This is a genomic window from Acidovorax sp. GW821-FHT10A04, assembly GCF_059415825.1.
On the sequence record NZ_JBWKNZ010000013.1, the window covers coordinates 106,286 to 130,402 of the forward strand.

Annotated in this window: 19 protein-coding genes; 12 read left to right on the forward strand and 7 right to left on the reverse strand. The window is 69.0% G+C overall.

Annotated elements, in window-relative coordinates; genetic code table 11:
- The 5 genes from ftsH to AC07PF_RS24495 all read left to right on the forward strand — a co-directional run bounded on the left by ftsH (nucleotide 1) and on the right by AC07PF_RS24495 (nucleotide 6,110).
- A complete protein-coding gene (gene ftsH, locus AC07PF_RS24475) occupies nucleotides 1–1,929 on the forward strand; it encodes an ATP-dependent zinc metalloprotease FtsH (protein WP_007852345.1) in 1,929 nt (642 codons plus the stop codon).
- A 169-nt stretch (nucleotides 1,930–2,098) separates the two neighbouring features.
- Nucleotides 2,099–2,938: a dihydropteroate synthase gene (gene folP, locus AC07PF_RS24480; RefSeq protein WP_494613588.1), complete on the forward strand. Its 840-nt coding sequence runs from the start codon at nucleotides 2,099–2,101 to the stop codon at nucleotides 2,936–2,938.
- A gap of 67 nt (nucleotides 2,939–3,005) precedes the next feature.
- A complete protein-coding gene (gene glmM, locus AC07PF_RS24485) occupies nucleotides 3,006–4,340 on the forward strand; it encodes a phosphoglucosamine mutase (RefSeq protein WP_145698032.1) in 1,335 nt (444 codons plus the stop codon).
- A gap of 4 nt (nucleotides 4,341–4,344) precedes the next feature.
- The gene (locus tag AC07PF_RS24490) at nucleotides 4,345–4,857 is read left to right on the forward strand and encodes a GNAT family N-acetyltransferase (protein ID WP_494613589.1); all 513 of its coding nucleotides are present in this window, start codon (nucleotides 4,345–4,347) and stop codon (nucleotides 4,855–4,857) included.
- A 212-nt stretch (nucleotides 4,858–5,069) separates the two neighbouring features.
- On the forward strand, nucleotides 5,070–6,110 hold the full coding sequence (locus AC07PF_RS24495) for an amino acid ABC transporter substrate-binding protein (RefSeq protein ID WP_494613590.1): 1,041 nt from the start codon (nucleotides 5,070–5,072) through the stop codon (nucleotides 6,108–6,110).
- A 15-nt stretch (nucleotides 6,111–6,125) separates the two neighbouring features.
- Here the strand turns inward: AC07PF_RS24495 and AC07PF_RS24500 are convergent, their stop codons facing one another.
- Genes AC07PF_RS24500 through AC07PF_RS24510 form a run of 3 tightly spaced genes read right to left on the reverse strand, consistent with a single transcriptional unit; the run spans nucleotide 6,126 to nucleotide 9,984 of the window.
- On the reverse strand, nucleotides 6,126–7,256 hold the full coding sequence (locus AC07PF_RS24500; RefSeq protein WP_494613591.1) for a CaiB/BaiF CoA transferase family protein: 1,131 nt from the start codon (nucleotides 7,254–7,256) through the stop codon (nucleotides 6,126–6,128).
- Nucleotides 7,257–7,263: 7 nt separating this feature from the next.
- Nucleotides 7,264–8,238 (reverse strand): Bug family tripartite tricarboxylate transporter substrate binding protein, encoded by a 975-nt coding sequence (locus tag AC07PF_RS24505; RefSeq protein WP_494613592.1) that lies wholly within the window; start codon nucleotides 8,236–8,238, stop codon nucleotides 7,264–7,266.
- Nucleotides 8,239–8,274: 36 nt separating this feature from the next.
- Nucleotides 8,275–9,984 (reverse strand): acyl-CoA dehydrogenase family protein, encoded by a 1,710-nt coding sequence (locus AC07PF_RS24510; protein WP_494613593.1) that lies wholly within the window; start codon nucleotides 9,982–9,984, stop codon nucleotides 8,275–8,277.
- 101 nt (nucleotides 9,985–10,085) lie between these two features.
- Between AC07PF_RS24510 and AC07PF_RS24515 the strand changes: the two genes are divergently transcribed.
- Nucleotides 10,086–10,991, forward strand: coding sequence for a LysR family transcriptional regulator (locus tag AC07PF_RS24515; RefSeq protein ID WP_494613594.1), 906 nt, complete (start codon nucleotides 10,086–10,088; stop codon nucleotides 10,989–10,991).
- Nucleotides 10,992–11,003: 12 nt separating this feature from the next.
- Here AC07PF_RS24515 and AC07PF_RS24520 read toward each other — a convergent pair whose 3' ends face one another.
- The 3 genes from AC07PF_RS24520 to azu form a co-directional block, all read right to left on the reverse strand.
- Nucleotides 11,004–12,395, reverse strand: coding sequence for a 3-deoxy-D-arabino-heptulosonate 7-phosphate synthase (locus AC07PF_RS24520; protein WP_494613595.1), 1,392 nt, complete (start codon nucleotides 12,393–12,395; stop codon nucleotides 11,004–11,006).
- Entirely contained in the window at nucleotides 12,395–12,664 is a 270-nt protein-coding gene (locus AC07PF_RS24525) for a hypothetical protein (RefSeq protein WP_494606175.1), read from the reverse strand. Before AC07PF_RS24525 ends, AC07PF_RS24520 begins: the two co-directional genes overlap by 1 nt.
- An 80-nt stretch (nucleotides 12,665–12,744) precedes the next feature.
- Entirely contained in the window at nucleotides 12,745–13,209 is a 465-nt protein-coding gene (azu, locus tag AC07PF_RS24530; protein ID WP_494606173.1) for an azurin, read from the reverse strand.
- A 195-nt stretch (nucleotides 13,210–13,404) separates the two neighbouring features.
- On the opposite strand from azu, the gene AC07PF_RS24535 reads away from it, so the two are divergent.
- Entirely contained in the window at nucleotides 13,405–16,044 is a 2,640-nt protein-coding gene (locus AC07PF_RS24535; RefSeq protein ID WP_494613596.1) for a diguanylate cyclase domain-containing protein, read from the forward strand.
- A 15-nt stretch (nucleotides 16,045–16,059) separates the two neighbouring features.
- Here AC07PF_RS24535 and AC07PF_RS24540 read toward each other — a convergent pair whose 3' ends face one another.
- Nucleotides 16,060–18,288, reverse strand: a complete 2,229-nt coding sequence (locus tag AC07PF_RS24540; RefSeq protein WP_007847694.1) for an EAL domain-containing protein — start codon at nucleotides 18,286–18,288, stop codon at nucleotides 16,060–16,062.
- 287 nt (nucleotides 18,289–18,575) lie between these two features.
- Between AC07PF_RS24540 and AC07PF_RS24545 the strand changes: the two genes are divergently transcribed.
- Genes AC07PF_RS24545 through AC07PF_RS24565 form a run of 5 tightly spaced genes read left to right on the forward strand, consistent with a single transcriptional unit; the run spans nucleotide 18,576 to nucleotide 24,071 of the window.
- The gene (locus AC07PF_RS24545) at nucleotides 18,576–19,403 is read left to right on the forward strand and encodes a GNAT family N-acetyltransferase (protein WP_494613597.1); all 828 of its coding nucleotides are present in this window, start codon (nucleotides 18,576–18,578) and stop codon (nucleotides 19,401–19,403) included.
- Nucleotides 19,403–20,281, forward strand: coding sequence for a UDP-2,3-diacylglucosamine diphosphatase (locus AC07PF_RS24550; RefSeq protein WP_494613598.1), 879 nt, complete (start codon nucleotides 19,403–19,405; stop codon nucleotides 20,279–20,281). Before AC07PF_RS24545 ends, AC07PF_RS24550 begins: the two co-directional genes overlap by 1 nt.
- Nucleotides 20,278–21,369 carry a glycosyltransferase family 4 protein gene (locus AC07PF_RS24555; RefSeq protein WP_007847687.1) on the forward strand — a complete coding sequence of 364 codons (1,092 nt, stop codon included), beginning with the start codon at nucleotides 20,278–20,280 and terminating at the stop codon, nucleotides 21,367–21,369. Before AC07PF_RS24550 ends, AC07PF_RS24555 begins: the two co-directional genes overlap by 4 nt.
- Nucleotides 21,370–21,408: 39 nt before the next feature.
- The gene (gene ppk1, locus AC07PF_RS24560) at nucleotides 21,409–23,607 is read left to right on the forward strand and encodes a polyphosphate kinase 1 (RefSeq protein ID WP_494613599.1); all 2,199 of its coding nucleotides are present in this window, start codon (nucleotides 21,409–21,411) and stop codon (nucleotides 23,605–23,607) included.
- Nucleotides 23,607–24,071, forward strand: a complete 465-nt coding sequence (locus AC07PF_RS24565; protein ID WP_494613600.1) for a SixA phosphatase family protein — start codon at nucleotides 23,607–23,609, stop codon at nucleotides 24,069–24,071. Before ppk1 ends, AC07PF_RS24565 begins: the two co-directional genes overlap by 1 nt.
- The last annotated feature ends 46 nt before the right edge of the window (nucleotides 24,072–24,117 follow it).

Genomic DNA, 24,117 nt, shown 5'->3' on the forward strand with positions numbered 1-24,117 from the left:
TTGAACAATCAGTGGTTTTCAAAAATTGCCGTATGGCTGGTCATTGCCATGGTGCTGTTCACGGTGTTCAAGCAGTTTGACACCCGTGGCGGCGCCAGCGCAGGACATATCGGGTACTCCGAATTCCTCGAGGAAGTTCGTAACAATCGTATCAAGAGCGCCACCATCCCGGAAGGGCTGAGCGGCGGCGAGATCGTGGCCGTCACCAACGACGACCGCAAGATCCGTACGAACGCCTCCGTGCTGGACCGTGGCCTCGTGGGCGACCTGATCAGCCACAACGTCAAGTTCGACGTGAAGCCCCGCGAGGAAGGCTCCCTGCTCATGACCCTGCTGGTCAGCTGGGGCCCCATGCTGCTGCTCATCGGCGTGTGGGTGTACTTCATGCGCCAGATGCAGGGCGGCGGCAAGGGTGGTGCCTTCAGCTTCGGCAAGAGCAAGGCGCGCATGCTCGACGAGAACAACAACCAGGTCACGTTCGCGGACGTGGCCGGCTGCGACGAGGCCAAGGAAGAAGTCAAGGAAGTCGTGGACTTCCTCAAGGACCCGCAGAAGTTCCAGAAGCTCGGCGGCCGCATTCCGCGCGGCCTGCTGTTGGTCGGCCCGCCCGGCACCGGCAAGACCTTGCTGGCCAAGTCCATCGCGGGCGAAGCCAAGGTGCCGTTCTTCAGCATCTCGGGTTCGGACTTCGTGGAAATGTTCGTCGGCGTGGGCGCGGCCCGTGTGCGCGACATGTTCGACAACGCCAAGAAGAACGCCCCCTGCATCATCTTCATCGATGAAATCGACGCCGTGGGCCGCCAGCGTGGCGCCGGCCTGGGTGGTGGCAACGACGAGCGCGAACAGACCTTGAACCAGATGCTGGTCGAGATGGACGGCTTTGAGACCAACCTCGGCGTGATCGTGGTGGCTGCCACCAACCGCCCCGACATCCTGGACGCCGCCCTGCTGCGCCCCGGCCGTTTCGACCGCCAGGTCTACGTGACGCTGCCCGACATCCGTGGCCGCGAGCAGATCCTGAACGTGCACATGCGCAAGATCCCGATCGGCCAGGACGTGGCTCCGGGCATCATCGCCCGCGGTACGCCCGGCATGAGCGGTGCCGACCTGGCCAACCTGTGCAACGAAGCGGCCCTGATGGCTGCTCGCCGCAACGCCCGCACCGTGGAGATGCAGGACTTCGAGAAGGCCAAGGACAAGATCCTCATGGGCCCCGAGCGCAAGAGCATGGTCATGCCCGAGGAAGAGCGCCGCAACACGGCCTACCACGAAGCCGGCCACGCCCTGATCGGCAAGCTGCTGCCCAAGTGCGACCCGGTGCACAAGGTCACCATCATCCCCCGTGGCCGTGCTCTGGGCGTGACGATGAGCCTGCCCGAGCAGGACCGCTACAGCTACGACCGCGAATACATGCTCAACCAGATCAGCATGCTGTTCGGTGGCCGCATCGCCGAAGAAGTGTTCATGAACCAGATGACCACTGGCGCCAGCAACGACTTCGAGCGTGCCACGCACATCGCGCGCGACATGGTCACCCGCTACGGCATGACCACGGCCCTGGGCCCCATGGTCTACGCCGAGAACGAGGGCGAAGTCTTCCTGGGCCGCTCGGTCACCAAGACCACGAACATGAGCGAGCAGACCATGGAAAAGGTCGACAGCGAAGTGCGCCGCATCATCGATGAACAGTACGACCTGGCGCGCCGCCTGATCGAAGAGAACAGCGACAAGATGCACGCCATGGCCAAGGCCCTGCTCGAATGGGAAACCATCGATATGGAACAGCTCAACGACATCATGGCCGGCAAGCCGCCCCGTCCCCCCAAGGACTGGACGCCACGCACGCCTTCGTCGGGTGGCGACACCCCGGGCGGCGGCACACCTGCCGTGGCCACCGAGGCTGCACCGGCAGCACCGTCGGCCGCCTGACAGGGCCAGGCGAGGCAGGCGAACCAGCGGTTCAACCGCACCAACGGGGCCCAGTGCCCCGTTTTTCGTGGCTGGGCCTGCTCTGCTCCCTTCTTCGCCCCATCCGCATCCACGTCCCTTCATTCCCCCTGCCGGTGCGCCCCTGGCGGTGCACCCCCCCCCTTTTTCCATGTTCTGGCAGACCTCCCGCTTCGCCATCGACCTTGCCCGGCCGCAGGTCATGGGCATCGTCAACGTCACGCCCGATTCCTTCTCGGATGGCGGGCAGCATGCCAGCACGGCGGCGGCGCTGCGGCATTGCGAACAGCTGGTGAAAGACGGCGCCCACATCCTCGATGTCGGCGGTGAATCCACACGCCCCGGCAGCCCGGCGGTGCCGCTGGCCGAGGAACTGGCCCGCGTGCTGCCGGTGGTGCAGGGCGCCGTGTCGCTGGGCGTGCCGGTCTCGGTGGACACCTACAAGCCCGGGGTGATGCAGGCCGTGCTCGACCTGGGGGCCGACATCGTCAACGACGTGTGGGCGCTGCGCCAGCCCGGCGCGGCGGCCGTGGTGGCCGGCCATCCCCTGTGCGGGGTTTGCCTGATGCACATGCACCGCGACCCGCAGACCATGCAGGTGGCGCCCATGGCGGGCGACGTGGTGCGCGAGGTGCTGTCGTTCCTGGCGCGGGCGGCCGACGGCCTGCAGGCCCTGGGCGTGGCCCGGGAGCGCATTGCGCTGGACCCTGGCATCGGCTTCGGCAAGACGGTGGAGCAGAACTTTGCCCTGCTGGCACGGCAGCAGGAGCTGGTGGCCACGGGCCATGCCGTGCTGGCCGGCTGGTCGCGCAAGTCGTCCCTGGGGGCGGTGACGGGGCTGGCCGTGGCCGGGGAGCGCATGCTGCCCAGCGTGGCGGCGGCACTGCTGGCCGTGGTAAACGGTGCGCGCATCGTGCGCGTGCACGACGTAGCCGAGACAGTGAGCGCCCTGGCCGTGTGGCAGGCGATGGAGCAGCAGGCACAGCCATGAAGGCCGTGCGCCGATGGCAGGCGCATGGCAAACCAAAAAAACGATAGAACCCGAGGAGATTCCACCCATGACACGCCAGTATTTCGGCACCGACGGCATCCGCGGTACCGTGGGCCAGGCCCCCATCACCCCCGACTTCGTGCTGCGCTTGGCCCATGCCGTGGGGCGCGTGCTGCGCCGCACCGAAGAGCGCCCCACCGTCCTGATCGGCAAGGACACGCGCATCTCGGGCTACATGCTCGAAAGCGCGCTGGAGTCCGGTTTCAACTCCGCCGGGGTGGACGTGGTGCTGCTCGGCCCGTTGCCCACGCCGGGCGTGGCCTACCTCACGCGCGCGCAGCGCGCCAGCCTGGGCGTGGTGATCAGCGCCAGCCACAACGCCTTCCCCGACAACGGCATCAAGTTCTTCAGCGCCCAGGGCACCAAGCTGCCCGACGCCTGGGAACTGGCGGTAGAGGCCGCCCTGGCAGAGGCCCCGGTGTGGGCCGACTCGGCCAGCCTGGGCAAGGCGCGCCGGCTCGACGACGCCGCGGGCCGCTACATCGAGTTCTGCAAGAGCACCTTCCCGCAGGACCTCACGCTCAAGGGCCTGAAGATCGTGGTGGACGGTGCCCATGGCGCCGCCTACCAGGTGGCACCCAAGGTGTTCCATGAACTGGGCGCCGAGGTGCTGTCCATCGGCTGCGCGCCCGACGGCCTGAACATCAACCACGAGGTGGGGGCCACCCACCCCGAGGCGCTGGTGCGCTCGGTGCGCGCCAACCGCGCCGACTACGGCATTGCACTGGACGGCGACGCCGACCGCCTGCAGATGGTGGATGCCTCGGGCCGCCTGTACAACGGCGACGAGCTGCTGTACCTGATGGCGGCCGACCGCCTGGGCCGCGGCGAGGAAGTGCCCGGCGTGGTCGGCACCCTCATGACCAACATGGCGGTGGAGGTGGCGCTGCAGCAGCGCGGCGTGCAGTTCGTGCGCGCCAAGGTGGGCGACCGCTACGTGCTCGAAGAGCTGGCACGCCACGGCTGGACGCTGGGCGGCGAGGGCTCGGGCCACCTGCTGGCGCTGGACCGCCACACCACGGGCGATGGACTGGTCAGCGCCCTGCAGGTGCTGCAGGCCTGTGTGCGCAGCGGCAAAAAGCTGCCCGATCTGCTCAGCGACGTCACCCTGTACCCCCAGGTACTGCTCAACGTGCGGCTGGCGCCAGGGCAGGACTGGAAGTCCAACCAGCTGCTGGCCCGCGAGACAGAGGCCGTGAAGCAGGAGCTGGGCACCACCGGCCGCGTGCTGATCCGTGCCAGCGGCACCGAGCCCCTGCTGCGCGTGATGGTCGAGGCGCGCGAAGCCCAACTGGCCAGCCGCAGCGCCCAGCGCCTGGTCGATGCCGCGCGTGCCGGTTGATGCCATGGCCGACGTAGCGATCGAGGTGCGCCGCGTGGACTATGCCCACCCCGGCGATGCCCGGGCCCTGGTGCAGTTGCTCGACGGCTATGCCCGGGATCCTGCCGGTGGCGGCCAGCCGCTGGCCGGGCAGGTGCTGCAGGGCCTGCCCGCTGCACTGCAGCAGCGCCCCCAGGCCTTCAGCGTGATCGCCTGGGCGCAGCAGGGCGCGGACACGGCGCCCGTGCCCGTGGGTCTCGTCAACTGCTTCGAGGGCTTTTCCACCTTTGCCTGCCAGCCCCTGGTCAACGTGCACGACGTGGTGGTGGCCCCGGGCTGGCGCGGCCAGCGCATCGCCCAGCGCATGCTGGCGCTCGTCGAGTCCATGGCGCGTGAGCGCGGGGCCTGCAAGCTCACGCTGGAGGTGCTTTCGGGCAACACCAGTGCCATGGCGCTGTACCTGCGCGAGGGCTTTGCGCCGTATGCACTCGACCCGGCCATGGGCCAGGCGCAGTTTCTGCAGAAGAAACTGGCCTGAGCTCCACCGGGCCGGCACGGCCCGGTCTTTGTAAGCAGCTGTTTGCTTGCGGCCACGGCGGCGCGATCCGTGTAGCCTGTGGGCTGCTTCCATCCTCGTAAATCCCGATGCAGGTGCACAGCCGGTATCGTCCAGAATCTCGCACCCACAAGGTGGCGGCCGGCGGTGCACACAAGGCACCGCGACTGCATTTTCCAAGGAGCACGCCTTTCATGACCCATTCCCCCCTGGGCGCCGCAGTCGCCCGCCTGCTCCTTGCCGCCACCTGTGCCGCAGCCCCCTGGTCGGCCCATGCCGGCAAGACGCTGGACAGCATCAAGGCCCGGGGCCTGGTGGTCTGCGGTGTCAACACGGCGCTGGCCGGCTTTTCGGTCGCCGACACCGGCGGCCGCTGGTCGGGCCTCGACGTGGACATCTGCCGCGCGGTGGCGGCGGCGGTGCTGGGCGATGGCGAAAAGGTCAAGTTCGTGCCGCTGAGCACCTCGCAGCGCTTCACGGCGCTGCAGTCGGGCGAGATCGACGTGCTCTCGCGCAACACCACCTTTTCGCTCACCCGCGATGCGTCCATGGGCCTGCACCAGACCGCCGTGACCTACTACGACGGGCAGGGCGTGATGGTGCTCAAGAAGAGCAACATCAAGAGCATGAAGCAGCTCAAGGGCCAGACGGTGTGCGTGCAGTCGGGCACCACCACCGAGAAGAACCTCGTCGACTATTCGAAGACCCACGACCTGGGCATCAAGCCCGCCGTGTTCGAGAAGGTCGAGGCCGCCACCGCGGCGTACTTTGCCGGGCGCTGCGTGGGCTACACCACCGACGCCTCGGGCCTGGCCTCGGTGCGCAACAAGGAGGCCAAGAACCCTGCCGAACATGCCGTGCTGCCCGAGCTGATCTCCAAGGAGCCGCTCGGCCCCATGGTGCGCCGCGGCGACGACGAATGGTTCGCCATCGTCAAGTGGGTGGTCTACGGCCTCATCGAGGCCGAGGAGTACGGCGTGACCCAGGCCTCGGTGGACCGCCAGAAGACCGGCAGCACCGACCCCGTGGTGCAGCGCCTGCTGGGCACCACCGAAGACACCGGCAAGCTGCTGGGCCTGGACCGCGACTGGCTGGCCCGCGCGGTCAAGACCACGGGCAACTACGGCGAGATCTTCGAGCGCAACGTGGGCCCCAAGTCCGCGCTGGGCCTGCAGCGCGGCCTGAACAACCAGTGGAACAAGAACGGGCTGATGTACGCCTTCCCGATCCGCTGAGAACCCCGGGGGCGATCAGCCCTCGAAGCTCGTGCCTGGCGTCAGCGGGGCATGGCGATAAGTGGCCGGCGTGCGGCTGAGCTTCACCGGCGCCCCGATGCCGCGGTAGCCGCCCGGCAGGTCCACCACCATCTGCCGGTGCGCGGTGTGCGGGTGCGCCAGCGCCGCATCGACGGACAGCACCGGCGCGGCGGGCACGCCTGCGGCCATCAGCGTGTCCACCAGCGCACTGCCGTCGAAATCCTTCATCGCGTCTTCCAGCACGGCCTTCAGCGCCACGCGGTTCACCGAACGGTCGCCGGCCCGGGCATAGCGGGGGTCGTCCGCCAGTGCCGGCACACCGATGCAGCGGCACAGGCTGGCGAACTGGCGGTCGTTGCCCACGGCGACGAACAGCGGCTGCGTTCGGGTGGCCAGGGTGTCGTAGGGGTAAATGTTGGGGTGCGCATTGCCCGTGCGCCGGGGCGTGTTGCCGTCCAGGAACCAGTTGGCCGCATGCGGGTGCAGCAGCGACAGGCCGCTGTCGTACAGCGCGGCTTCGACGAACTGCCCGCGGCCACTGCGCTGCCGCTCCTGCAGCGCCAGCAGCACGCCGATGACGGCGTTCAGGCCGGTCACCATGTCCACCACGGGCAGGCCCACGCGCAGCGGTCCTCCTTGCGCTTCGCCATTGATGCTCATGATGCCCGCCAGGGCCTGCACCGCCGCGTCGTAGCCGGGCAGGGCGCCGAGCGGACCATCGGACCCGAAGCCCGTGACGCGGCACCACACCAGGCGCGGGAAACGCTCTGAAAGCGTTTCGTAGCCGATGCCCCAGCGCTCCATCGTGCCGGACTTGAAGTTCTCGATCAGCACATCGGCCTCGGCCACCAGCGCCAGCAGCGCCTCGCGGCCCTCGGGACTGCCCAGGTCCAGGTGCATGCAGCGCTTGTTGCGGTTGAGCCCGTGGTAGTACGAGGCGACGCCGTCCTTGAAGGGCGGGCCCCAGGTCCGGGTGTCATCGCCCTGCGGGGGCTCCACCTTGAGCACGTCGGCGCCGTGGTCGCCCAGGATCTGGCCGCAGTAGGGGCCGCCGAGGATGCGCGAGATGTCCAGCACGCGCACGCCGGCCAGCGCGCCGCGGGGAAGGGAATCGGAGGGAGTCATGGGGGCCTCAGTCGAGTTGTGCGCCGGACTGCTTGACGACGCCGGCCCATTTGGCCATTTGCGCCTCGATGAACCGGCCCAGTTGCTCAGGCCTGGGCGAGGGGGCGGGCTCCAGTCCCTGGGAGGCGAGCAGTTGCTTGACCTTGGCGGTGTTCAGCACCTCGATGAAGGCCTTGTTGAGCTTGGCGATGCGCTCGGGCGGCGTGCCTGCAGGCGCCACGATGCCGAAGAAGACACTCACGTCGTAGCCCGGGACGCCCTGCTCGGCGACGGTCGGCACCTCGGGCAGCGCCTGCGAGCGTTCTGCCGTGGTGACCCCCAGGGCCCGCAGCTTGCCGCTCTTGACGTAGGGCTGCGCGGTGAGCACGTCGGTGAAGCTCATGGTCACCTGCCCGCCGAGCAGGTCGGTCAGCGCCGGGCCCGTGCCCTTGTAGGGGATGTGCTGCAGGTCCACGCCGGCCGAGGCATTGAACAGCACGCCCGCCAGGTGCGACGAGGCCCCGTTGCCCGACGAGGCATAGCTCAGTTTGCCCGGCGAGGCCTTGGCGTAGGCGATCAGCTCCTTCACGGTCCTGGCGGGCACCGCGGGGTTCACCACCAGGATGTTGGGCAGGTGGCCGACCTGGATCACCGGGGCAAAGCTCTTCACCGGGTCGTAGCCGATCTTGCGGTAGAGGCTGGCGTTGATGGCCAGCGGGCCCGAGGTGCCGAACAGCAGGGTCTGGCCATCGGCCGCCGCGCGTGCCACGTACTCCGCGCCGATGTTGCCACCCGCTCCGGCGCGGTTTTCCACCACCATCGGCTGGCCCAGCCGGTCCTTCATCTCGGCCGCGAGCGTGCGTGCCATGGCATCGGTGGGGCCGCCAGGCGGGAAGGGGATCACCAGCGTGATGGGACGGTCCGGGAAGGTGTCGGCGTGCGCCAGCGGCATCAGCGGCAGTGCAGCGGCGCTGGCGAGCACGAGGGTGGTGAGAAGTCGCATCGGTGTGTCTCCGTGTTGTCGTGGGAAAGCGGTCGATCAGGCCGGCACGGCGTTCGCGGCGCCGCCGGTCCATTCCAGCGGCAGGTGCGCCGGGGCCAGCGGGTCGCGCGGCAGCACGCGGTGCAGCAGCACCAGCTGCGCCCATTCGATGCGCTGCGCGGAACCACCGCGTGCGCCCTCCCAGGCCATGGCGATGGCGCTGGTGACGTGGTAGAGCGCCGAGGCGGCCTGGCGCGCGAGCACATCGCCGCCCTCGTCGGCCGCGAGCAGGGCCAGCGCTGCCGCGCGGGCGAGCGCACCGCGCAGCGCGGCCGCAAAGCCCGGCGCGATGGCAGCGTCGTCTAGCAGCGCCTCGCAATGGGCCTGCAGCACGGGCAGCGAGCCCTCACGCTTCACCGCGCGGACCACGTCCAGGGCCACGATGTTGCTGGTGCCCTCCCAGATCGAGCCCAGGTGCGCGTCGCGCACCAGGCGGGGATCGCTCCACTCCTCGATGTAGCCGCAGCCGCCGCGCACCTCCATGGCATCGCCGGTCACCTTGCGCGCATCGCGGCAGGCGCGGAACTTGATGAGCGGCGTCAGGATGCGCAGCAGGGGATAGGCAGCGGCCTCGCCCGCGTCGGAGCGTGTCAGCGCCTGGGCGGTCTGGAACACCATGCTGCGGGCCTGCTCGGCGGGCAGCACCAGCTTGTGCAACTGGCGCTGCATCAGCGGCATGTCCTGCAGGGGTTTGCCGAAGGCCCGGCGCTCGCGGGCGATGTGCTCGGCCTCGGCCACGGCGCGGCGCATCAGGCCGGCTGCGCGCACGCCGTTGGACAGGCGCGAGTTGTTCACCATGTCGGCCATCTGCACGAAACCCCGGCCCTGCTCGCCGACCAGGTAGGCCAGCGCCCCTTCGAGCCGGATCTCGCCACTGGCCATGGAGCGCGTGCCCAGCTTGTCCTTGAGCCGCAGGATGCGGTAGTGGTTGGGCACCCCGCCATCGAGCAGGCGGGGCAGCAGGAACAGCGAGACCCCCTTCAGGCCCGGGCTGCCGCCATCGCAGCGCGCCAGCACCATCGCGAAATCGGCATCGGGGTTGGAGCAGAACCACTTGTCGCCGGTGAGGCGCCATTGGCCCTGCCCATCGAGCCAGGCGCGCGTCTGCGTTGCCGCGATGTCCGAGCCGGCGGCTTGCTCCGTCATGAACATGGCGCCCTGGGCCACGCGGTCGAAGTCCAGGTGCTGCAGGCGCGGCAGGAAGCGCGCGACCAGCTCGGGGCTGCCGAATTTCTTCAGGGTGCGCGCCAGCGAGTCGGTCATCGACACCGGGCAGCACAGGCCGAACTCGGCCTGCACGAAGAGGTAGGTGAGCACGTACTTGACCAGCGGCGGCATGCGCCCCTTCCACCCCAGCGTCTCCTCGCGGTGCGACATCGCGGCCAGGCCGAACTCGCTGAAGGCCAGCCGCTCCATCTCCACGTAGGCCGGGTGCTTGTGGACCGTCTGCAGGTCGATGCCCGTGCGGGTGCGCAGCGACAGGGTGGGCGGGTTCCTGTCGGCGGTGCCGGCCAGTTCGTCCAGCACGCCACCGGCCAGCGCGCCCAGCCGCTCGAAATGCGGGCGCATGTGCGCCAGCAGGTCGGCCGGCAGGTAGAGCGCCAGCAGCCGGTGCAGTTCGGTGTCGCTGTCGTAGAGGCTGGCGCCATGGCGGTCGGGCACGGGGTGGTCGTGGACCGCGTCGGATGGCGAAGAACGGGTGGGCATGGCGTGTCTCCTTTGCCGCGATTCTTGGCCGGTGATCAATTCTTGTCTAATATTGATTAGGTCTTGTTCATTCCGATTTGAATATCGGTAAAGGGTTTGCGATGGAACTGCGCCATCTTCGGTACTTTGTTGTCCTGGCCGAGGAACTGCACTTCGGACGGGCCGCCCGGCGCCTGGCCATCTCCCAGCCGCCGCTGAGCGTGGCCATCCGCCAGCTAGAGGATTCGGTGGGCGCGCAGCTGTTCGAGCGCAGCAGCAAGGCCGTGCGCCTCACGCCGGCAGGGCAGGCGCTGCAGGCCTCGGCGCTGAGCCTGCTGCAGGCGGCCCAGGAGGCCGCCACCGAGGCGCGCCAGGTGGCCCAGGGGGCGGCCGGCCGGCTGCGCATCGGCTTCGTCGGCTCCATGCTCTACCGCGGCCTGCCGCAGGCGCTGGTGCGCTTCCAGGCCGCGCACCCGGCCGTGCGGGTCACTCTGACCGAGCTCAACTCCGCCGAGCAGATGGCCGAGCTGCTTCACGACCGGCTGGACATCGGCTTTGCCCACACGCACCGCGTGCCGGCCGAGCTCGACTGCCGCCTGCTGGTGTCCGAGCCTTTCGTGGCCTGCCTGCCCGCAGGTCATCGGCTGGCCAGGAAGCGCGCGGTGGCGGTGGGCCAGCTCAAGGACGAGCCGTTCGTGCTGTTCTCGCGCAGTGCGTCGCCCGACTACCACGCGCGAATCCTCTCGGTCTGTGCCGACGCAGGCTTCTACCCCGAGGTGCGCATGCAGGTGCGGCATTGGCTGGCCGTGGTGTCCCTGGTGTCCCAGGGCATGGGCGTGGCCCTGGTGCCCGATGCGATGCGGCACTGCGCCCTGCCGGGTGCGGTGTTCCGGCCGCTGGCTGGTTCGGGCCGGCAGTCCGAGGCCTATGGGGTCTGGCAGGCGGCCTCGCGCAACGTGCTGGTGCCGCGCCTGCTCGAGGAGCTGGCGGCACACCCCGATCGCGCGGACCGGGAGGCAATCGACTGACTGGCAGGTCGCTCAGCCTTGCACGGCCTGCGCCAGGTCGTCCACGTGCACCATCAGCTCCCGCACGCAGCGCAGCGTGGGGTACTGCTGCAGCACGGGTTCCCACTGCGGTGATTCCAGCAGGGCCTGCCAGACGGGCTCCAGGTCCTGCACATCGGCCGGCCGGCCCTCGGCCAGTGCGGTGGCGAACGCCAGGCTCTGGGCGGCGCCGAGCAGCTGCATGCGGCTTGCGGCGGCAAGCAGGTGGGGTGTTGGCGGGGCGGGGGCGTCGGTGCAGTAGAGCACCGTGGCCCGCAGATCCGTGTCCGGCCTGTCCAGGGCGCCCAGGGAGGCGCCGCGCAGCCGCACTTCGCCCTCTCGGCTGAGGAAGGTGTACGCCGTGCCCGCGTCGGCATGGCCAAGCAGGCGCAGGCCGCGCCGCAGGCGCGAAAAATCGCTCGCCACGGCATCCACCGAGGCCTTGGCCTCCAGCAGCAGGCAGACATCCCAGGCCGGTGGCTGGCCCGCAGTGCCGGGGGCCTGGTGCAGCAGCACGGCATCCCATTCGCTCTTGGCGCGCTCGGCGCTGGCGGGGATGGAGGGCGGCACCCGCAGCGAGGTCACCACGCGCCAGGCACCGTGCGTGCCCTCGGCCCGGTCCAGTCGCTGCGCCAGAGCCTCCAGGGCCCGGGCGGCCAGGGTTTCCATGGCGGCACCGCGCTGCTGCGCCATGTCGCCATAGGCGCTGGCTTCGGCCGTGCCCGGGCGGGGGCCCTGCCGGTCGCGCAGGCGCTGGTAGGCCTGTACCTGCGGGTCGTCCTGCAGCGCGCCGGCGCGCTGCAGGCGTGCCAGGGCGGGGCCTTCCAGCAGCCGGGCCAGGCTGCGCTGCAGCGCAGGCGCATCGGCGGTCTGCGCCATGGCAAGCAACTGCCGCAGCGTATCGCCCAGTGCGGCCCACTGCCCGGACTCCGCCTGGGCGTGCAGGCGCTCCAGGGCCTCGCGCAGTGCACCGGGGTCGCAGTGCTGGCGCCTGGCGGGGTGTGCCACGGCATTGGCGCCCGCGCGCAGCTGCCGGCGGTCCTGCTCGGCGTGGTTCTGCAGGTCGATGCATTCCTGCACCTGCGGGGCCTGGCGTGCGAGCACAGTGGCTTGGTAGGCCGCGTCCCCATCCTCCGTGCGCGTGGCCTCGCGGATCAGGTGGGCCAGGGCCTCCAGGAACGACTGCCGCGTGGCCGCATCGGGGCGCTGCGCGCCGGCCCGGGCCCGGCGCACCTGTTCGAGGGCCAGGGCCATGGCGGCCGTGGGGCCGGCCTGGGGTCCTGCCTCAGGCTCTGCAGGCAGCCGGTAGCGGCGTGCAGCCGTGCGCAGCACCTGGTCGAGCAGGGGCGGGCGCAGAGGCAGGGACGGTGCCCCCGTTTCGGACATCAACCCGTGCCGCCTGTGGGCTCGGGTCCGGCGCCACGGTGGGACTTGGTCCAGTCGTAGGGCGAACCATCGGGCAGGAGCCGGGCTTGCACCGTGCTCACCCCGGCACGCCCCACGCTCTCGCTGAGTTCGCTGGAAAGGCTCACATGGCGCTTGCCGGCCTTGCGCTTGTCTTCGCAGAACTGCAGGGCCGGCATCAGCTGGCCCGGGTCGAAGACCTGCATGGCGGGAGTGCCGGGTGCTTCCAGCCAGTAGACAACGATGCTCATGGGCGACTTTCTTCGGGTTCTGCCCCCGATTCTCGCCTGCCTGTCGCGCGTTGGCTGGATGAGCCCGGGTTGGGCGGGCCTTACCTGGCCAGCGTCAGCGTGCCCTTCATCAGGCTGGAATGGCCCGGGAAGGAGCAGAACCAGGCGTAGGCCTCTCCTGCCTTGAGCCTGGCCACGTCGAAGCCCACCGCGTCGGCCTCGCCCCCGCCGATGACCTTGGTGTGCGCGATCACGCGGGTATCCCCGGCCTTGACGTAGGCCTTGTCCACACCGGCCGCCATGCCATCGGCAGCCACGCCCTGGGCGTCGGCCGCCTTGGTCAGCACCCAGTTGTGGCCCATGGCCGTCTTGGGCAGCTTGCCCACGTGCTTGAGCTTCACGGTGAACTGCTTGCAGCTGGCAGGCACGGCGATGCTCTGCTTGTTGAACTGCATGGCATCGTTGCCTTCGATCTCCACGTCGCAGGTGGCGGCCAGCGCCGGACCGGCGAGCAGGGCGGTCAGCAGCAGGGCGGCGGAACTCTTCATCATCATCCTGGTCGTCATTGTCGATTTCTCCATCGGTAAAAAGGCGCTTGCATGCCCGGCGAGGGAGGCCGGGCCTGGCGATGAGTGGACCACCGCTGGCCGCTGGGCTCCTTGATGTGCATCAACGGCGCGTGCGCCCTCTTGCAGCGGCAATCCGGTGGGGACAGGGGAAGGCCCGGTATTTCGGGACCCCGGCTTGAGCTAGCATGGTCCATGGCCGAGAACTCCCCACCCATGCCCCTGCGCGCCGAGCAACCCGGCCGCCGGCTGGGGGCATTGCTGACGGGCGCCAATGCCCTGCTTGCGGCGCTGCTGTGTGGCCTGGTTCTGTGGGTGCTGTCCTCTTCGCGGCAGAACCACGAAGAGCGAGCCCGCACCACGGCGGAAAGCCTGGTGGCGATCACCGGTGCCAACGTGGGCTCCGAGCTGGGCCTGATCGATGCCGTGCTCAGGATGACGATGGATGACCTCCTGCGCAGCGGATTTGGCTCGCGTGTGGCGGGCGACGACATCCAGCGCCTGCTCGATGAGCGGCGCCACCTGCTCCGGGGCGCCGAAGGCTTTCGACTGGCGGATGAGAAGGGCGCCGTGCGGTGGGGCAATCAGGTGGGAGGGGCGATGGTACCGTCCATCGCTGGCCGGGAATTCTTCCAGCAGGCCAGCCAGTCCGTATCGGGCGATCCCATCGTTTCCCGACCCGTGGTCTCGCAGGTCTCAGGCAACTGGGTGATCGTCATCGCACGCCCCCTGCGCGTGAATGGTCAGTTCGCGGGGGTCCTGTACGCGACCATCCGGGTGGACCACTTTGCACAGATGTTCCACGGCTACGAGCTGGGTGAGCGCGACGCCATCACGCTCCGGACGCGGGATCTGCGTTTCGTGGCATGGATGTCGCCCGGGAACGAGGTCCATGTCGAGATTGGATCGACCCAGGTCTCCGATGAGCTGCGGGCTACCCTGGCGATCAAGCCTTCATCCGGCGTCTACACGGCCGCTTCTGCGACCGATGGAGTGGAGCGGACGGTCGCCTACCGTGAAGTGCAGGGCTGGCCGTTCATCGTCTTTGCAGGGCTCAACAACCAGCATTTCTTCCAGCCCCTGGCGCAGGAGGCACGCACGCTGTCGCTGATGGCGGGGCTCATGTGGCTGCTGAGCTGCGCTGCCGCCATCGTGGTCTACCGGCTGGGGCTGCGCGAACTGGGCACCCTGCGCGCCCTGGAGGCGCAGAGCCGGCGCACACAGATCCTTTTGCGCGTGGCCGGTGACGGCATCCACATCATCGACCGCCAGGGACACCTGGTCGAGATGAGCGATTCGTTCGCGCAGATGCACCGATCTTCCCGGGAGGCGCTGCAGGGCAGGCATGTGTCCAGCTGGGATGCCAACCAGAACGAAACGGCCATCCGCGGCTGGCTGTCCAAAGTGCGTGATGGTGATCGGCAGCGTGTGGAGGTTCAGCACCGGCGGGCGGACGGCGAGGTCATCGATGTCGACTTGCACTGGCATGCGGTGGACATCGACGGACGGTTGCTGATCTTCGGCTCAGCCCGGGACATCACCGACAGGAAGCGCCTCTTGCAGCGTGTCGAAGAGTCCGCGGCGCGCATGCAAGACCTCTACGACCATGCACCCTGCGGGTATTTTTCACTCGATGCCGATGGCGGTGTCGTACACATCAATGCCACCCTGCAGCAATGGCTGGGCAGCACGCCCCTGGACTCCCATACCCGCTTCAGCGAGCTGCTGCAGGGCGAGCACCGCCAGCGCTTCCATGACCACTTCCTCATGCTCACCCTGCAGGAGCGGGCGCCCGAGATCGAGGTCGAGCTGGCGCCGCCGGGCGCTGCGCGCCGCTTCGTGCGCATCAACTCCACGGCTGTGCGCGATGGACAGGACGGGCAGGGCAACTTCCTGATGAGCCGCACCGTGGCGGTCGATGTGACGGCGCAGCACGAGGCGCTGCGCCAGGTACAGGCACTGCTGCACGAGCAGTCGGCCATGCTCAACAGCGACCTGGTGGGCATGCTCAAACTCAGCGGCCGCACCATCACCTGGAAGAATGTCGCCATGGAGCGCATGCTGGGCTATGGGCCCGGCGAACTCGAGGGGACCGAGGTCCAGGCCCTGTATGCGCGCGGAGAGGACTACCGCAACGTGGAAGAGGCCGCCGCGCTGCGGCTGGGCCGGGGCCAGAACTACCGCACCGACGTGCGCCTGCAGCACAGGAGCGGCGAGGCCATCTGGGTGGACCTGAGCGGAGTGGGCCTGTCCGACAGCGAGACCTTCTGGATGGCGGTGGACATCTCGGCGGCCAAGCGGGCGCATGCGCAGATGACGCACGTAGCCTTCCACGATGCGCTCACGCAATTGCCCAACCGCCTGCTGCTGGTGGACCGCCTGCGCCAGGCCCTGGCGGCGGCGCAGCGGGCCGGCCACGGGGTGGCGGTGTGCTTCTCCGACCTGGATGGATTCAAGGCCGTGAACGACCAGTTCGGGCACGATGCGGGTGACCAGCTCCTGGTCGAGCTGGCCCGGCGCATCTCCGGCAGCATCCGTGCATCGGACACGGCGGCGCGCATCGGGGGAGACGAGTTCGTGCTGGTCCTCACGCCCGTGGCCGGGGACGAATGGCGTGCCGTGCTCGATCGCCTGATGCAGGCGGTTTGCCAGCCCGTGCACCTGCCGGCCTCCGGCGCGACCGTGCGCGTGGGCATGAGCATCGGTGTCGCGCTGTCGCAGGGGCGGCTCGACGCGCAGGAACTGCTGGCCGAGGCGGACGAGGCCATGCTGCAGGCCAAGCGGTCCGGAAAGCACCGCGTGCAGCTGGCGCAGGTGGTGCAACCGCTGTCTTGAGGCCTCGCGGGGGGACTACGCGGGCAGGTACTGGCGCAGAAAAAGTTCCAGTTCATCGGCCGGCAGCGGCCGGCTGAACAGGTAGCCCTGGGCCTCGTCGCAGCCCTGCTCGCGCAGGAAGGCCAACTGGCCTGGCGTTTCCACGCCCTCGGCGGTGGTGCGCATGCCCAGTGCCTGGGCCATGCGGATGATGGCGCTCACGATGGCGCGGTCGTTGCCGTCATCGCCCAGGTCGCGCACGAAGGACTGGTCGATCTTGAGCTTGAAGATCTGGAAGCGCTTGAGCTGGCTCAGCGACGAGTAGCCGGTGCCGAAGTCGTCCATGGACATGCGCACCCCGCGCGAGTGCAGGCTGTCCATGGTGGCCACGGCCGAGTGCGGATCGTCCACGGCCACGCCCTCGGTCAGCTCCAGCTCCAGGCAGTCGGGCGGCAGCTCGAAGATGGTCAGGATGCGGCTCACCAGCTCGGGCAACTGGGGCTGGCGGAACTGGATCGCCGAGAGGTTGACCGCCATGGTCAGCCCCGGAAAACCGTTGGCGTGCCAGTCCTTGAGCTGGGTGAGGGCGGTGCGCAGCACCCATTCGCCGATCTGCAGGATCTGGCCGCTGTCCTCCGCGATGGGGATGAACTCGGTGGGCGAGATGCTGCCCATCTGCGGGTGGTCCCAGCGCAGCAGGGCCTCCACGCTGTGCACCTGGCCGGTGGCCAGGTGGATCTGGGGCTGGTAGTGCAGGTACAGCTGGCCGCGCTCCAGCGCGCGGCGCAGCGCGTTCTCGACCTGCAGGGCGCGCACCGACTGGGCCTGCATCTCGGGCGTGAAGAAGCGGAAGGTGTTGCGCCCGTCGAGCTTGGCGCGGTACATGGCCACGTCGGCCGACTGGGTCAGCGTGTCGAAGTCGGCGCCGTCCTGCGGGAACAGGGCCACCCCCATGGACGGCGCCATGGTCAGCTCGTGGTGGTCGATCTGGTAGTGCTGGCGCGAGGCCTCCTGCAGCTTGCCGGCCACGCGCGCGGCCCCGTGGGCATTGGCGCCCGGCAGCAGCAGGATGAATTCGTCGCCCCCCAGGCGCGAGACGGTGTCCTTGTCGCGCACCACGGCGCGCAGGCGCTTGGCGATCTCCACCAGCAGGGCGTCGCCCACGCGGTGGCCCAGCGAGTCGTTGACATGCTTGAAATGGTCCAGGTCCAGGAAGATCAGCGCCAGCGGCGTATTGCCCTCCTGCGCCACGCGGATGGCCTCCTGGGCGCGCTCGGACAGCAGGGTGCGGTTGGGCAGTCCGGTGAGCGGGTCGTAGTGGGCCAGCCAGTAGATGCGGTCCTGGTCGGCCTTGCGGTCGCTGATCTCGCGGTGCAGGTTGTCCACCGTCTCGCGCAGCTCGCGCGTGCGGTCCTGCACCTGCTGCTCCAGTTGTTCATGCACGCGCGCCAGGGCCGCCTGGGCCTGCTTGCGCTCGGAGATGTCCATGGTGATCCAGATCGATCCCTGGTCCGGGTCGTCGGGATCGATGAACTTGGCGCGCACCTCGCAGGTGAGCGGCGTGCCGTCCCGGCGGCACATGACCACCTCGCCCTCGTAGGACTGGCCGGCGGCGAGCACGGGGTAGCAGCGGTGGCCCACCTCCTCCCAGTCCTCGTCGCTGGCATACCAGCGGCGCGAGGGACTGCCCGCCAGCTCACCGGGGCCGTAGCCCAGCATGTGCTCGAAATGGCGGTTGCAACGCGTCAGGTGCCGGTCGCGCAGGAACACGATGCCGACCATGGCCTGGTCGAATAGCACCTGCTTTTCGCGCACGGCGGCGCTCAGCAGGGCCTGGGCCTGCTTGTGCTCGTCGATGTCGTCGAGGATCCAGATCGAGCCTTCGCTCGTGTCCTGCGGGTTGATGAGCCGCCCGGTGAGGCTGCCCCAGAACAGCCGCCCGTTGCGCCGGCGCATCTGGCGCTCCACGCGATAGGCCTGGCCTCTGGCGAGCACCGGGTAGGCCTCGCGCCCCAGGGCGCGGAAGGCGTCGCGGTCGGGGTAGAAGGCCTCGCTGCTCAGGCCCGCCAGACGCTGCGCCGACTCGTAGCCGAAGATCTCCGCATAGCGCGGGTTGCAGCGCACCACCACCCGCTGGCGGATGAACACGATGCCCACGCCCGCGCTCTCGAGCAGCATCTGCTGCTCGCGCAGCGTGCGCTCCAAAGACGCGTCGGAAGAGTCCCCAGACGGCAGGCGTTCTGGGGCAATGGACAGCAAGGACATGGCGGCCGGACCCGGAGGGAGAGGCGCGATGCCCCAAAAAAAATGTACCAAAGTGTAGCAGTCCAGGCTTACAGCGGTAACCGCCTGGTAACCGGGCCCCTTTCCGCACAGGTGCCGGCACCCCCAGGGCGCAGTGGGCGTGGTGCATCCCGCTTGTCACGGCATTGACATCCTGCGGACACGCCGGCGTCACCTGCGGCTTCCAAACTCCATCGCATTGAAGCACACCACCCGGTGATCCGGGGCACCAGCGGCCATGGGGCCGCCTTGTACGAAGGAGTTGATCCATGAGCGATTTGCCCAACCCCACCCTGCCGCTGGCCCCCGCCGCCCCCTCCAGGGACGCAATTCAGCGCACCGAATCCGCGGTGGCCGGCATCCCGGTGCGTGGCGGTGTGGAGGTGGAGTGGGCACGGCACCTCGACGAGGTCCGCCAGGCACAGAAGCTCCGGTTCGACGTGTTTGCCGGGGAAATGGGCGCTCGATTGACGACCCCCGTGCCCGGCCACGATGTGGACCTGTTCGACGACTATTGCGAGCACCTGCTGGTGCGGGATGCGGCCAGCCGGCAGGTGATTGGCACCTACCGGGTCCTGACCCCCGCGCAGGCGCGCCGCGTGGGCAGCACCTACAGCGACACCGAATTCGACCTCACTCGCCTGCGCACCCTGCGCCCGCGCATGGTGGAACTGGGCCGCAGCTGCGTGCACCCCGAGCACCGCCACGGCGGCGTGATCATGGCGCTGTGGAGCGCGCTGGCCGACTTCATGGTGCGCAACCAGCTCGACACCATGATCGGCTGTGCCAGCATCCCCATGCTGCACAACGGCGTGATCAGCGGCGACGCGGCCGCCAGCATCTGGAACCAGGTGCGCCAGACGCACCTGGCCCCCATCGAATACCACGTGCTGCCCCGCCTGCCACTGCCCGTCGAGAAGCTCGACGGCTCCACCTTCGTGGAGCCGCCGGCCCTGATCAAGGGCTACCTGCGCCTGGGTGCGCGGGTGCTGGGTGCCCCGGCCTGGGACCCGGACTTCAATTCTGCAGACCTGCCCATGCTGATGCGCCTGGCAGACCTGCACCCCCGTTACCGCAAGCACTTCCTGGGGGCCTGATGCGCGCCGCGTTCGACGCGCTCGGCGACTGGACTGCACACGTGGGAGGTGGGCAGGACTCTGCCGCCGACGCCGACGACGCGCATCCACCGGGCCACCGCCACCTGCGCGCGGTGTTCATCTCCGACCTGCACCTGGGCACGCCCGGCTGTCAGGCCGAGGGCCTGCTCGACTTCCTCAAGCACCACCCGAGCGACCACCTGTACTTGGTGGGCGACATCGTGGACGGCTGGCAGCTGCGCCGCCGCTGGTTCTGGCCCCAGGCCCACAACGACGTGGTGCAAAAGCTGCTGCGCCGCGCGCGCAAGGGCTGCCGCGTGGTGTTCGTGCCCGGCAACCACGACGAGTTCGCCCGGGCCTTCGTCGGCCATTCGTTCGGCGGCATCGAGGTGGCCGAGGACACGGTGCACACCACGGCCGATGGCCGCACCCTGTGGGTGACCCACGGCGACTATTTCGATGGCGTGATCCAGTGCGCCAAGTGGCTCGCCTATGTGGGCGACAACCTCTACGAGTTCACGCTCAAGCTCAACCGGCACCTGAACACGCTGCGCGCGCGCATGGGGCTGCCGTACTGGTCGCTGTCGGCCTATCTCAAGGGCAAGGTGAAGACGGCGCTGAACTACGTGACGGACTTCGAGGTGGCCGTGGCTGCCGAGGCGCGCCGCCGCGGCCACGATGGGGTGGTCTGCGGCCACATCCACCGCGCCGAGATGCGCGAGATCGACGGCATCCTGTACTGCAACGATGGCGACTGGGTGGAAAGCCACACGGCGCTGGTCGAGCACATGGATGGCCGCCTGGAGCTGGTGCAGTGGCACACCGTGCCCGGGCACCAGACGAACACGCAAACCCGCAGCAGCGAGATGGCCGTATGAAAATCGCCTTGTTGTCCGACGCCTGGTCCCCCCAGATCAATGGCGTGGTCACCACCCTGGTGGAACTGGTGCGCCACATGGAGAGCGCCGGGCACCAGGTGCATGTGATCCAGCCGGGCCTGTTCAAGACGCGCCCCTGCCCGGGCTACCCGGGGATCGACCTGGCTGTCCGGCCGGGCCGGGAGATCCAGCGCATCCTGGACGAGCTGCAGCCCGACGCCATCCACCTGGCGACCGAGGGCCCCATCGGCTGGGCCGGGCGCCGCTACTGCCTGCGCAGGAAGCTGGCCTTCACCACGGCCTTCCACACCCGCTTTCCCGAGATCCTGAATGCCGCAGCGCACATCCCGCTGGGACTGGGGTACGCACTGTTCCGGCACTTCCACCGGCCTTCGTCGGGCGTGATGGTGCCCACGGTCGGCGTGCTCAAGATGCTCGAACGGCGGGGTTTCCGCAACCTGCGGCAGTGGACGCACGGGGTCGACACCACGGCCTTCAGCTACCAGGCCGAGGCCACGCCGCACCCCTTGGTGGGTGCCCTGGCCCATCCGGTGGCCCTCTATGTGGGGCGGGTGTCCTACGAGAAGAACATCGAGGCCTTTTTGCAGCTGGATATGCCGGGCAGCAAGGTGATCTGTGGCGTGGGCCCGCTCGAAGAGCGGCTCAAGGCCCGCTACCCGCAGGCGCGCTGGCTCGGGATCCTGGACCGCGCCACCCTGGCCGGGGTGTACGCGGCGGCCGACGTGTTCGTCTTTCCCAGCCGCTCGGAGACCTTCGGCCTGGTGATGCTGGAGGCCATGGCCTGCGGCACGCCCGTGGCCGCCTACTTCGAGGACGGCCCGATGGAAGTGCTGGGCGCCCATGCTGGCGGGCAGGCGCGCGGCGGCGTGCTGGACACGGACCTGATGACCGCCGCCCAGAGCGCGCTGGCCGTGCCGCGCCACGAGGCGCGCAACCGGGCGCTGGAGTTCACCTGGGCACATACCGCCCGGTTGTTCCAGCAATTCCTGGTTCCCGCCCGTCCACGCCGAGATGACGACGCGGTTTCTGTCACAAAAACTGTCACATCACTGTCATCTGGCCGTTAAATACTGCAGGCACCCGCTCCCCGTGGCTTTCGAGTGCCCATGCCTTCCTTCTCCTCCAGAAAACCTGTGATTTCGCAATGTGACAGCCCCGATGACCGCCAGGAAGCCGCTCTGCAGGCGGCGGCCGAGCCCGTGCCTGCGCCAGTGGTGGCTGCCGCCGTGCCGGGGGCGCCGATGTTCCTGGACCGGGACCACAGCATCCTGGGCTTTAACGAGCGCGTTTTCGACTGGGCCGTGCGCACCGACGTGCCGCTGCTGGAGCGCCTGCGCTACCTGTGCATCGTGTCGTCCAACCTCGACGAGTTCTTCGAGGTGCGCGCCGCCGCCCACCTGACCGCCGCCAAGAGCGGCGAGGGCAAGGGGGTCTATACAGAGGCCTCCTTCGTTGCGCTGGCGTCCAAGGCCCATGACCTGGTGGCGCGCCAGTACTCGCTGTACAACGACTCCCTGGTGCCCGAGTTCGCTCGGCACGGCATTCGCATCGTCTCGCACGGGGAGCGCTCGGCAGCCCAGCGCTCCTGGGTGCATGAGTATTTCATGCGCGAGGTGCGCCCGCTGCTGATCCCGGTGGGGCTCGACCCCGCCCACCCGTTCCCGCAGGTGGCCAACAAGTCGCTCAATTTCATCGTCCGCCTGCATGGCCACGATGCCTTCGGTCGCAAGAACGAGGTGGCCATCGTCAAGGTGCCGCGTGCGCTGCCGCGCCTGGTGCGCATGCCGCCGCGCCTGGCTGCCAAAGGCGAATCGCTGTTCGTGAGCCTCTCGAGCATCATCCGCGCGCACCTGGACGACCTGTTTCCCGGCCGCGAGGTCACGGAGTTCTCGCAGTTCCGCGTCACGCGCCACTCCGATCTGGCGCTCGACGAGGAGGATGTGCGCAACCTGCGCACCGCCCTGCGCCAGGGCCTGCAGCACCGCCACTATGGCCAGGCCGTGCGGCTGGAGGTCTCGGCCGGGTGCTCGCAGTTCCTCTCGCGCTTCCTGCTCGAGCAGTTCGACCTGCCCGAGCCGGCGCTGTACCGCGTGCACGGCCCGGTGAACCTGGTGCGCCTGACGCAGCTGGTGGACCTGGTGAACGACCCCGCGCTGCTGTTCCCGGCCTGGCGCTCGGCTTGGCCGCGCCAGCTGGTGCCGGGGGTCTCGATCATGGAGCAGCTGGGCAAGCGCGATGTGCTCATGCACCAGCCCTTCGAGAGCTTCGATGGGCTGCTGGCCTTTCTGCGCGAGGCGGTGAACGACCCCCAGGTGCTGGTCATCAAGCAGACCATCTACCGCACGGGCGCCGACTCCGAACTCATGGACCTGCTGACCGAGGCCGTGCGCCGCGGCAAGGAGGTCATGGCCGTGGTGGAGCTCAAGGCGCGCTTCGACGAAGAGGCCAACATCAACTGGGCCGAGGCGCTTGAATCCATCGGGGCGCAGGTGGTGTATGGCGTGGTGGGGCTCAAGACCCATGCCAAGATGCTGCTGGTGACGCGCCGTGAAGGCCGCCAGTTGCGCCGCTATGGGCACCTGTCGACCGGCAACTACAACGTGCGCACCGCGCGCCTGTACACCGACCTGAGCTACCTCACGGCCGACGAGGACACCACGGCCGACATGGATGGTGTGTTCAACCACCTGGCCAGCCAGAACCGGCCGCCCAAGCTGCGCAAGCTGCTGCTCGCGCCCTTCCACCTGCAGCGGCGCATGATCGAGAAGATCGAGCAGGTGGGCCTGGCCGCCAGCCGGGGCGAGGATGCGCGCATCGTCGCGAAGATGAATGCGCTGACCGACGAGGCGCTGATGCGTGCCCTGATCGTGGCCGGCCAGCGTGGCGCGCGCATCGACCTGATCGTGCGCGGCGCCTGCATGCTCGCGGCCCAGGTGCCGGGCGTGACCGACAACATCCGCGTGCGCTCGGTGATCGGGCGCTTCCTGGAGCACACGCGGGTTTTCTACTTTCGCGCCGGCAGCGAGGAAGACCTGTACCTGTCGAGTGCCGACTGGATGAACCGCAACATGATGCGCCGCGTGGAACTGGCCTGGCCCGTGACCGAGCCGCGCCTGCGCCGCCAGATCGTCGACGAGTGCCTGGTGGCCTACCTGCACGACGACCGTGACGCATGGACGCTCAACCCCGACGGCACCTATGCCCGGGCACCCCATCCCGAAGACGGGCAGGGTGCGCAGGCGGCGCTCATGGTGCGCTACGGACCGCCTGTGCCGGTGGCGCGGGTCGAGCAGCAAGGAACGTGATGATGGACTTGATCCTGTGGCGCCATGCCGAGGCCGAAGAAGCCCAGGACGGCTCGGACGACCTGACCCGCGCGCTCACGCCACGGGGCGAGAAACAGGCGGCGCGCATGGCCGCCTGGCTGGACCGCCAGTTGCCCGAGGGCCTGCGCGTGCTGGCCAGCCCATCCCGACGCACCGAGCAGACGGCCGATGCCCTGGGCCGCAAGTTCAAGATGCGCGCCGAGCTGCTGCCCGGCTGCACCACCGAGGACCTGCTGGAGCTGGCGCAGTGGCCACGGGCGCGCGGCGCCGTGCTGATCGTGGGCCACCAGCCGGTGCTGGGCCAGACCATTGCGCAGTTGCTGGGCATGCAGGCGCCCGAATGCGCGGTGCGCAAGGGCGCCGTGTGGTGGCTGCGCCAGCGCCAGCGCATGGACGAAAGCCAGACGGTGCTGATGGCTGTGCAGTCGCCAGAGTTCGTCTGACCCTGGCGGGAGCACCTTCAATCACCACCACGCAGCGGCCCGAGGG

Coding starts and splice junctions, on each gene's coding strand:
- folP (WP_494613588.1), top strand. CDS start 2,099: ATGTTCTGGCAGACCTCCCGCTTCGCCATCGACCTTGCCCGGCCGCAG.
- glmM (WP_145698032.1), top strand. CDS start 3,006: ATGACACGCCAGTATTTCGGCACCGACGGCATCCGCGGTACCGTGGGC.
- AC07PF_RS24490 (WP_494613589.1), top strand. CDS start 4,345: ATGGCCGACGTAGCGATCGAGGTGCGCCGCGTGGACTATGCCCACCCC.
- AC07PF_RS24495 (WP_494613590.1), top strand. CDS start 5,070: ATGACCCATTCCCCCCTGGGCGCCGCAGTCGCCCGCCTGCTCCTTGCC.
- AC07PF_RS24500 (WP_494613591.1), bottom strand. CDS start 7,256: ATGACTCCCTCCGATTCCCTTCCCCGCGGCGCGCTGGCCGGCGTGCGC.
- AC07PF_RS24505 (WP_494613592.1), bottom strand. CDS start 8,238: ATGCGACTTCTCACCACCCTCGTGCTCGCCAGCGCCGCTGCACTGCCG.
- AC07PF_RS24510 (WP_494613593.1), bottom strand. CDS start 9,984: ATGCCCACCCGTTCTTCGCCATCCGACGCGGTCCACGACCACCCCGTG.
- AC07PF_RS24515 (WP_494613594.1), top strand. CDS start 10,086: ATGGAACTGCGCCATCTTCGGTACTTTGTTGTCCTGGCCGAGGAACTG.
- AC07PF_RS24520 (WP_494613595.1), bottom strand. CDS start 12,395: ATGTCCGAAACGGGGGCACCGTCCCTGCCTCTGCGCCCGCCCCTGCTC.
- AC07PF_RS24525 (WP_494606175.1), bottom strand. CDS start 12,664: ATGAGCATCGTTGTCTACTGGCTGGAAGCACCCGGCACTCCCGCCATG.
- azu (WP_494606173.1), bottom strand. CDS start 13,209: ATGACGACCAGGATGATGATGAAGAGTTCCGCCGCCCTGCTGCTGACC.
- AC07PF_RS24535 (WP_494613596.1), top strand. CDS start 13,405: ATGGCCGAGAACTCCCCACCCATGCCCCTGCGCGCCGAGCAACCCGGC.
- AC07PF_RS24540 (WP_007847694.1), bottom strand. CDS start 18,288: ATGTCCTTGCTGTCCATTGCCCCAGAACGCCTGCCGTCTGGGGACTCT.
- AC07PF_RS24545 (WP_494613597.1), top strand. CDS start 18,576: ATGAGCGATTTGCCCAACCCCACCCTGCCGCTGGCCCCCGCCGCCCCC.
- AC07PF_RS24550 (WP_494613598.1), top strand. CDS start 19,403: ATGCGCGCCGCGTTCGACGCGCTCGGCGACTGGACTGCACACGTGGGA.
- AC07PF_RS24555 (WP_007847687.1), top strand. CDS start 20,278: ATGAAAATCGCCTTGTTGTCCGACGCCTGGTCCCCCCAGATCAATGGC.
- ppk1 (WP_494613599.1), top strand. CDS start 21,409: ATGCCTTCCTTCTCCTCCAGAAAACCTGTGATTTCGCAATGTGACAGC.
- AC07PF_RS24565 (WP_494613600.1), top strand. CDS start 23,607: ATGATGGACTTGATCCTGTGGCGCCATGCCGAGGCCGAAGAAGCCCAG.